The sequence below is a fragment of the Pseudomonas sp. BF-R-01 genome (genome assembly GCF_019946615.1).
In the GTDB taxonomy this organism is placed as follows: domain Bacteria; phylum Pseudomonadota; class Gammaproteobacteria; order Pseudomonadales; family Pseudomonadaceae; genus Aquipseudomonas; species Aquipseudomonas migulae.
Window position 1 is genome coordinate 1 of the sequence record NZ_JAGYFX010000183.1, and the last position, 5,898, is coordinate 5,898.

A 5,898-nucleotide genomic window follows, 5' to 3' on the forward strand; every position below is an offset into this window, starting at 1 on the left:
AACCCGGCATGGATGCCGGGTTAGCCGCCCCCGGCCATGGATGGCCGATGGCGGCGGGCCCACGGAGCAGGACCGGAGCGAGGGCATGCCGAGCCTTAGCGAGGCACCGAACGAAAGGGGCAAGAGCGCTTTGGTTACTTTCGCGCTTTTCGAAAGTGACTCGCTGTAAAAGCGAAACCATATGCAGCCGTTACCGCAGCAACGGATATGCCCCCAACCCCAATCCCCAATCAATCGATCCCAACAAACCCCCCAGTCTGATGCTGCCACAACCGCGCATACAACCCGCCATGCGCCAGCAACTCAGCATGGGTCCCCGTCTCGGCAATCTTGCCTTTCTCAAGCACCACCAGCCGGTCCATCCGGGCGATGGTCGAGAGCCGGTGAGCAATGGCAATCACGGTTTTACCCTGCATCAGGGTTTCCAGGCTTTCCTGGATCGCCGCTTCGACTTCCGAATCCAGCGCCGAAGTCGCTTCGTCCATGATCAGAATCGGCGCGTCCTTGAGCAGCACGCGAGCGATGGCGATCCGCTGACGCTGACCACCGGAGAGTTTCACCCCACGCTCACCGACATGCGCATCGAAACCGGTGCGCCCCTCGGCGTCCGAGAGCAACGGGATAAACTCGTCGGCCCGGGCCTTGTGCACCGCTTCCCAGAGCTCGGCATCGGTGGCGTCCGGTTTGCCATAGAGCAAATTGTCGCGGATCGAACGGTGCAGCAGCGACGTGTCCTGGGTGATCATGCCGATGCGCTCGCGCAGGCTTTCCTGGCCGACCTCGGCGATGTTCTGGCCATCGATCACGATCCGCCCGCCCTGCACGTCATAGAGACGCAGCAGCAGGTTGACCAGGGTCGATTTACCGGCACCGGACGGGCCGATCAAGCCGATTTTTTCACCCGGTTTGATCGTCAGGTTGAGGTCACCAATGATCCCGCTCTTCTTGCCGTAGTGAAAATCCACGTGCTCGAAACGCACTTCGCCCCGGGCGACGGTCAGCGGTTTGGCCTCTGCGTGATCAGTGACGCTGACCGGTTGCGAAATGGTCTGCAAACCGTCCTGAACCATGCCGATGTTTTCGAAAATGCCGGTCACCACCCACATGATCCAGCCGGACATGTTGACGATCCGGATCACCAGGCCGGTGGCCAGCGCAATGGCGCCCACCGTGATCAGCGACTGCGTCCACAGCCACAGCGCCAGGCCCGTGGTGCTGACGATCAGCAAGCCGTTCATGCTGGTGATGACCACGTCCATGCTGGTGACCACGCGGCCAGCCAGTTGGGCTTTGACCGTCTGTTCTTCGATGGCTTCCTTGGCGTATTGCTGCTCGAAGTTGGTGTGGGCGAACAGCTTCAGCGTGGTGATGTTGGTGTAGCCGTCGACGATCCGGCCCATGAGCTTGGAACGCGCATCCGAAGACACCACGGAGCGCTCTTTCACCCGTGGCACGAAGTAGTAGAGGGCGCCGATGTAGGCAGCGATCCAGGTCAACAACGGGATCATCAGGCGCCAGTCGGCCTCGGCGAACAGCACCAGCGAACTGATCGCGTAGATCAGCACATGCCACAGCGCGTCCACCGCTTGCACGGCGGAATCGCGCAGCGAGTTGCCGGTCTGCATGATGCGTTGGGCGATGCGCCCGGCGAAGTCGTTCTGGAAGAAATTCAGGCTCTGTTTGAGCACGTAGCTGTGGTTTTGCCAGCGGATCATGCTGGTCATGCTCGGGCTCAGGGTCTGGTGCACCAGCAAGTCATGCAGGCCCACGAACACCGGGCGCAGGATCAGCGCCACGACGGCCATCCAGGCCAGTTCGATGCCGTGTTCCTTGAAGAAATTGACGTTCGGCGTGCCTTGGGCCAGGTCGATGATGCGGCTCAGGTAGCTGAACAGCGCCACTTCGATCAATGCACCGAACAGGCCGACGGTCAGCAGGGCGGCGAAACTCGGCCAGACCTGCTTCAGGTAATAGGTATAGAAGGGGAAAACACGGTCGGGCGGAGCCGCCGTCGGGGCGTCACGGAACACGTCAATCAATTGTTCAAAACGGCGATAAAGCATCGGTTCTCCGCCCGCGTGCGGGCTCTCCTTTAAACACTATGAGCGGCGCCGAACACCGGCGGCCGCTCAACATCCCTGTGCCTGTGGATCTTAGTCGATGCGCTTGGCCGACTTGATCAGCACCGGGTCGATAGGCACGTTCTGCATGCCTTGTTTGGTGGTGGTTTGCGAATTGACGATGATGTCCACCACGTCCATGCCCTTGACCACTTTGGCGAACACCGCGTAACCGGCGTCGCGACCCGGGTCGAGGAACGCATTGTCGGCGACGTTGATGAAGAACTGGCTGGTGGCCGAATCCGGGTTCGACGTACGCGCCATCGACAAGGTGCCGCGCACGTTATGCAGGCCGTTGCTGGCTTCGTTCTTGATCGGTGCCTTGGTGTCTTTTTGCGCCATCTGCGCAGTGAAACCGCCGCCCTGGGCCATGAAGCCCGGGATCACACGGTGGAAAATCGTGTTGTTGTAGAAGCCGCTGTCGACGTACTCAAGAAAGTTCTTGGTACTGATCGGTGCCTTGACCGGGTCCAGTTCGATTTCGATCTGGCCGTTGGTGGTCTCCAGCAAAACGTGCGGCGCCTTGGCGGGCGTAGCGGCCATCAGGTTGGCGGCAAACAGAACGGTGCCAGCGACGAGGGCGATTTTTTTCAGCATGGGTCAGTGATCCTGAGTGTGGTGGTGTCGACTGCGGTGAGAAACTCGAGCAGGGTTTGGTTGAAGCGTTCGGGTTGATCCAGCGGGGTGGCGTGACGCGAATCGGCGATCACCACCAGCCGCGCATCGGGCAGCAGTTTTACATAGTTCTCTTTCAACGCTACCGGCGTGTAGTCCCGGTCGGCGCTTACAATGAGGGTTGGACAGGACACCCTGGAAAGTCGTTCCTGAACCCCCCAACCAACAATCGCGTCGAAGCTGGCGAGATAAGCATGTTTGTCGTTTTTTGCCCAGCGTTCGGCCATCTTTTGACGCAATTCGGCCTGTTCCGGCTTGGGGAACAGTTTGCCACCAAGGGCCTTGCCGATGGTGCCCAGGCTAAGCGCACGCATCAGGCTCCAGCGCTTGAACCATTGCCAGTAATCGTCGCGGCTGCGCAATTTGACCTCGGGCGCGCTGTTGACGATGCACAGGCTCTTGAGCAATTGGGGCTGATCCACCGCCAGTTGGAAGCCGATCATGCCGCCCATCGACAGTCCCACGTAATGTGTCGGGCCGAGGTTCAGATGTTCGATCAGGGCGATCAGGTCGGCGCTGAACCCGGCGATGCTGTAGCGCTCGCGGGGTTTGTCGGAGCGACCGTGGCCGCGCACATCCGGGACGATCACCCGGTAACGGGCCGCCAATGCCGGGATCTGTTTTTCCCAGTCCAGGGTGCTGGAACCGAGCCCGTGAACCAGCAGCAACGGCGTGCCGTGGCCATATTCCTCATAGTGCAGGTTGCAACCTTCGTGTTCGAAATAGGCCATGCGATCACTCCGTGTCAGGCTTGTTCTGGGGCAGCGAAGGGCGCATCCAGCGGCGCGGTGTCGAAGGTGCGCAGCAGTTCGATGAGGATTTGCGTGGCCGGGCCCAAGGGTTTTTCCTTGTTTGAATACAGGTAGAAACTCGGGTTCCGGCTACCGCCCTGATCCAACGGTAGCAGCTTGAGCGTACCTTCCTTCAGTTCGCGTTCGATCATGTGCCGTGGCAACCAGGCAAATCCCAGGCCGCTGCTGACAAACGTCGCAGCGGTGGCCAGGCTGCCGACGGTCCAGCGCTGTTCGGCGCCGAGCCAGCCGACGTCGCGTGGCTGTTGGCGACCGGAGTCGCGGATCACCACTTGCATCTGGCTTTCCAGGTCCTGGAAATTCAGCTCACGGTTCAATCGATGCAGGGCGTGCTCAGGGTGGGCGACGGCGACGAATTCGACGTCGCTCAATTCCGCACCCAAATAGCCGGGAATACTAAAGCCGGTGATCGCCAGATCGGCCACGCCTTCCAGCAGGACTTCTTCCACGCCCGACAATACTTCTTCGCGCAGACGCACGCGGCAGCCACGGCTTTGCGGCATGAACGCGGTCAAGGCGCGGACGAGGCGGGCGCTGGGGTAGGCGGCGTCGACCACCAAGCGCACTTCCGCTTCCCAGCCTTGCTCCATGTGATGCGCCAGGTCTTCCAGTTGGCTGGCCTGTTTCACCAGTTGTCGCGAGCGACGCAGCAAGACGCCGCCGGCCTCGGTCAGTACCGCCTTGCGGCCGTCGATACGCAGCAATGGCACGCCGAGTTGATCCTGCATGCGCGCCACGGTGTAGCTGACCGACGATTGCGAGCGGTGCAGCGCTTCGGCGGCCTGGGCGAAACCGCCGTGGTCGACCACGGCCTGTAACGTTCGCCATTGATCAAGGGTCACGCGGGGCGCTTTCATCTTGAGCTCCTCTTGTCCTAAGCTGGCGGTCCTTATTGGAGACTGCCGAATGAAAAAATTCTGTTGTGTGGTGCTGGCGATGTTGCCGTTGACTGCGTTTGCCTACCCGATCGACGTACAAAAACAGCTGAACGGCATGGACATCGACTACAACGCATATGACACGGATACCGACATCGCCTCCATACAGGTCAACAACTTCGGCAGCACCGATGCAGTCTGTAAGGTGGTTTTCAATAACGGTCCGGAAGCACCGCGCACCCGCAATATCGAAGTGGCTGCCGGCAAGCACAAAAATGCCACTGCCAAGTTCAACCGGACCATCATCAAGATGCGCATCAACCTGACCTGCACCCCGAAATAACATGAGACCCTGTAGGAGCGAGGCTTGCCCGCGAAGGCGATGTATCAGTCGACATCAATGTTGAATGACACGGCCCCTTCGCGGGCAAGTCGGATCGCCGCACCGCTCGCTCCTACAGGTCATGCTCAGCTTATAAACGAATTTATTGATGGGTTATAGCAGTTATTTGCGCTTTTTCATCGATATGACTCTGTTTAACCTTCACTCCATCGACTTACAGCATTCTCAGATGGAGGCTACATCCCATGTCCCGCGTTCTGATCATCGAAAGCAGCGCCCGTCAGCAAGACTCGGTTTCGCGTCAACTGACCCAGACCTTCATCAGCCAGTGGAAAACCGCTCACCCGAACGACCAGATCACCGTCCGTGACCTGGCTGTCAATCCGGTGCCGCACCTGGACATCAACCTGCTGGGCGGCTGGATGAAACCCGCCGAACAGCGCAATGACATCGAACAGGCTTCCCTGGAGCGCTCCAATCAGTTGACCGATGAATTGCTGGCCGCCGACGTATTGGTCATGGCCGCACCGATGTACAACTTCGCGATCCCCAGCACGCTGAAAGCCTGGCTCGACCACGTGCTGCGAGCCGGTGTGACCTTCAAATACACCGACACCGGCCCGCAAGGCCTGCTCAGCGGCAAACGCGCTTACGTGCTGACCGCTCGCGGCGGGATCTACGCCGGTAGCACCGCGGATCATCAGGAACCGTACCTGCGTCAGGTCATGGGTTTCATCGGAATCCACGATGTGACCTTCATCCACGCCGAAGGCATGAACCTGGGCGGTGACTTCCAGGAGAAGGGCCTGAACCAGGCCAACGCCAAGCTTTCCCAAGTGGCCTGAGGCTTTAATCGCCAGATAATCGCTGGATGGTCTAGTGACCTGGCGCAACCCTTCAAGCCTGTACGCGCATCGACCTCCCTTTGCACTTGTTGCTCCTGAGTGCTGTAGCCCGATTGAACGCTTTAGCGAGATCGGGCTTTTTTTTGCCTGCGATTTAGTGGTTTGCCACAAACCTGTAGGAGCGAAGCTTGCTCGCGAAGACGGTGTCACAGTCAACAGAGATAG

At 59.6% G+C, this 5,898-nt stretch carries 6 protein-coding genes and 1 pseudogene; 3 read left to right on the forward strand and 4 right to left on the reverse strand.

Going from position 1 to position 5,898, the window contains the following annotated elements:
• Nucleotides 1-230: 230 nt before the first annotated feature.
• From KGB27_RS30705 to KGB27_RS30720, 4 genes and pseudogenes are all read right to left on the reverse strand, one after another.
• Nucleotides 231-2,063, reverse strand: a complete 1,833-nt coding sequence (locus tag KGB27_RS30705; protein WP_192225938.1) for an ABC transporter ATP-binding protein — start codon at nucleotides 2,061-2,063, stop codon at nucleotides 231-233.
• Between the two features lie 90 nt (nucleotides 2,064-2,153).
• Nucleotides 2,154-2,717, reverse strand: coding sequence for a peptidylprolyl isomerase A (locus KGB27_RS30710; protein ID WP_008040944.1), 564 nt, complete (start codon nucleotides 2,715-2,717; stop codon nucleotides 2,154-2,156).
• Nucleotides 2,718-2,720: 3 nt separating this feature from the next.
• Nucleotides 2,721-3,526: pseudogene (locus KGB27_RS30715) on the reverse strand (alpha/beta fold hydrolase).
• A gap of 14 nt (nucleotides 3,527-3,540) precedes the next feature.
• Nucleotides 3,541-4,464, reverse strand: coding sequence for a LysR family transcriptional regulator (locus KGB27_RS30720; RefSeq protein ID WP_008034291.1), 924 nt, complete (start codon nucleotides 4,462-4,464; stop codon nucleotides 3,541-3,543).
• A 49-nt stretch (nucleotides 4,465-4,513) separates the two neighbouring features.
• Here KGB27_RS30720 and KGB27_RS30725 point away from each other — a divergent pair, with 49 nt between their 5' ends.
• The 3 genes from KGB27_RS30725 to KGB27_RS30735 form a co-directional block, all read left to right on the forward strand.
• Nucleotides 4,514-4,828, forward strand: coding sequence for a hypothetical protein (locus tag KGB27_RS30725; RefSeq protein ID WP_008034289.1), 315 nt, complete (start codon nucleotides 4,514-4,516; stop codon nucleotides 4,826-4,828).
• Between the two features lie 245 nt (nucleotides 4,829-5,073).
• Nucleotides 5,074-5,673 carry an FMN-dependent NADH-azoreductase gene (locus tag KGB27_RS30730; RefSeq protein ID WP_008034287.1) on the forward strand — a complete coding sequence of 200 codons (600 nt, stop codon included), beginning with the start codon at nucleotides 5,074-5,076 and terminating at the stop codon, nucleotides 5,671-5,673.
• Between the two features lie 34 nt (nucleotides 5,674-5,707).
• A partial coding sequence (locus tag KGB27_RS30735) for a hypothetical protein (RefSeq protein ID WP_223557350.1) occupies nucleotides 5,708-5,898 on the forward strand: 191 nt, incomplete at its 3' end.